The organism is Pseudomonas sp. MWU16-30323 (assembly GCF_020515595.1).
GTDB lineage: Bacteria > Pseudomonadota > Gammaproteobacteria > Pseudomonadales > Pseudomonadaceae > Aquipseudomonas > Aquipseudomonas yamanorum.
Genome location: NZ_JAIWYM010000067.1, coordinates 1 through 3,113 on the forward strand (window position 1 = coordinate 1; position 3,113 = coordinate 3,113).

Here is a 3,113-nt window from a genome sequence, read left to right on the forward strand (position 1 = left end):
CGAATTTTCGGCGAATGTCGTCTTCACAGTATAACCAGATTGCTTGGGGTTATATGGTCAAGTGAAGAAGCGCATACGGTGGATGCCTTGGCAGTCAGAGGCGATGAAAGACGTGGTAGCCTGCGAAAAGCTTCGGGGAGTCGGCAAACAGACTTTGATCCGGAGATGTCTGAATGGGGGAACCCAGCCATCATAAGATGGTTACCTTACACTGAATACATAGGTGTATGGAGCGAACCAGGGGAACTGAAACATCTAAGTACCCTGAGGAAAAGAAATCAACCGAGATTCCCTTAGTAGTGGCGAGCGAACGGGGACTAGCCCTTAAGTGGCTTTGAGATTAGCGGAACGCTCTGGAAAGTGCGGCCATAGTGGGTGATAGCCCTGTACGCGAAAATCTCTTAGTCATGAAATCGAGTAGGACGGAGCACGAGAAACTTTGTCTGAATATGGGGGGACCATCCTCCAAGGCTAAATACTACTGACTGACCGATAGTGAACTAGTACCGTGAGGGAAAGGCGAAAAGAACCCCGGAGAGGGGAGTGAAATAGATCCTGAAACCGTATGCGTACAAGCAGTGGGAGCAGACTTTGTTCTGTGACTGCGTACCTTTTGTATAATGGGTCAGCGACTTATTTTCAGTGGCGAGCTTAACCGAATAGGGGAGGCGTAGCGAAAGCGAGTCTTAATAGGGCGTCTAGTCGCTGGGAATAGACCCGAAACCGGGCGATCTATCCATGGGCAGGTTGAAGGTTGGGTAACACTAACTGGAGGACCGAACCGACTACCGTTGAAAAGTTAGCGGATGACCTGTGGATCGGAGTGAAAGGCTAATCAAGCTCGGAGATAGCTGGTTCTCCTCGAAAGCTATTTAGGTAGCGCCTCATGTATCACTGTAGGGGGTAGAGCACTGTTTCGGCTAGGGGGTCATCCCGACTTACCAAACCGATGCAAACTCCGAATACCTACAAGTGCCGAGCATGGGAGACACACGGCGGGTGCTAACGTCCGTCGTGAAAAGGGAAACAACCCAGACCGTCAGCTAAGGTCCCAAAGTTATGGTTAAGTGGGAAACGATGTGGGAAGGCTTAGACAGCTAGGAGGTTGGCTTAGAAGCAGCCACCCTTTAAAGAAAGCGTAATAGCTCACTAGTCGAGTCGGCCTGCGCGGAAGATGTAACGGGGCTCAAACCATACACCGAAGCTACGGGTATCACCTTCGGGTGATGCGGTAGAGGAGCGTTCTGTAAGCCTGTGAAGGTGAGTTGAGAAGCTTGCTGGAGGTATCAGAAGTGCGAATGCTGACATGAGTAACGATAATGGGTGTGAAAAACACCCACGCCGAAAGACCAAGGTTTCCTGCGCAACGTTAATCGACGCAGGGTTAGTCGGTCCCTAAGGCGAGGCTGAAAAGCGTAGTCGATGGAAAACAGGTTAATATTCCTGTACTTCTGGTTATTGCGATGGAGGGACGGAGAAGGCTAGGCCAGCTTGGCGTTGGTTGTCCAAGTTTAAGGTGGTAGGCTGGAATCTTAGGTAAATCCGGGATTCTAAGGCCGAGAGCTGATGACGAGTTATCTTTTAGATGACGAAGTGGTTGATGCCATGCTTCCAAGAAAAGCTTCTAAGCTTCAGGTAACCAGGAACCGTACCCCAAACCGACACAGGTGGTTGGGTAGAGAATACCAAGGCGCTTGAGAGAACTCGGGTGAAGGAACTAGGCAAAATGGCACCGTAACTTCGGGAGAAGGTGCGCCGGTGAGAGTGAAGGACTTGCTCCGTAAGCTCATGCCGGTCGAAGATACCAGGCCGCTGCGACTGTTTATTAAAAACACAGCACTCTGCAAACACGAAAGTGGACGTATAGGGTGTGACGCCTGCCCGGTGCCGGAAGGTTAATTGATGGGGTTAGCTAACGCGAAGCTCTTGATCGAAGCCCCGGTAAACGGCGGCCGTAACTATAACGGTCCTAAGGTAGCGAAATTCCTTGTCGGGTAAGTTCCGACCTGCACGAATGGCGTAACGATGGCGGCGCTGTCTCCACCCGAGACTCAGTGAAATTGAAATCGCTGTGAAGATGCAGTGTATCCGCGGCTAGACGGAAAGACCCCGTGAACCTTTACTATAGCTTTGCACTGGACTTTGAATTTGCTTGTGTAGGATAGGTGGGAGGCTTTGAAGCGTGGACGCCAGTTCGCGTGGAGCCAACCTTGAAATACCACCCTGGCAACTTTGAGGTTCTAACTCAGGTCCGTTATCCGGATCGAGGACAGTGTATGGTGGGTAGTTTGACTGGGGCGGTCTCCTCCTAAAGAGTAACGGAGGAGTACGAAGGTGCGCTCAGACCGGTCGGAAATCGGTCGTAGAGTATAAAGGCAAAAGCGCGCTTGACTGCGAGACAGACACGTCGAGCAGGTACGAAAGTAGGTCTTAGTGATCCGGTGGTTCTGTATGGAAGGGCCATCGCTCAACGGATAAAAGGTACTCCGGGGATAACAGGCTGATACCGCCCAAGAGTTCATATCGACGGCGGTGTTTGGCACCTCGATGTCGGCTCATCACATCCTGGGGCTGAAGCCGGTCCCAAGGGTATGGCTGTTCGCCATTTAAAGTGGTACGCGAGCTGGGTTTAGAACGTCGTGAGACAGTTCGGTCCCTATCTGCCGTGGACGTTTGAGATTTGAGAGGGGCTGCTCCTAGTACGAGAGGACCGGAGTGGACGAACCTCTGGTGTTCCGGTTGTCACGCCAGTGGCATTGCCGGGTAGCTATGTTCGGAATAGATAACCGCTGAAAGCATCTAAGCGGGAAACTAGCCTCAAGATGAGATCTCACTGGAACCTTGAGTTCCCTGAAGGGCCGTCGAAGACTACGACGTTGATAGGTTGGGTGTGTAAGCGCTGTGAGGCGTTGAGCTAACCAATACTAATTGCCCGTGAGGCTTGACCATATAACACCCAAGCAATTTGTATGCTTCGAGCTGAAAAGCGAAAGAGCACCAGATTGCGGTGTGTGAAGACGAAACGAACCGAAAGTTCGAATCTCACAAAACACCGAAAGCTATCACATACCCAATTTGCTGAAGCGAGACCAACTGGTCACGACTCAGTACCC

General features: G+C 51.4%; 1 rRNA gene. It reads left to right on the forward strand.

The features are described 5' to 3' along the window. Positions 1-55: 55 nt before the first annotated feature. Positions 56-2,949: ribosomal RNA gene (locus tag LIY45_RS30370) — 23S ribosomal RNA — on the forward strand. The last annotated feature ends 164 nt before the right edge of the window (positions 2,950-3,113 follow it).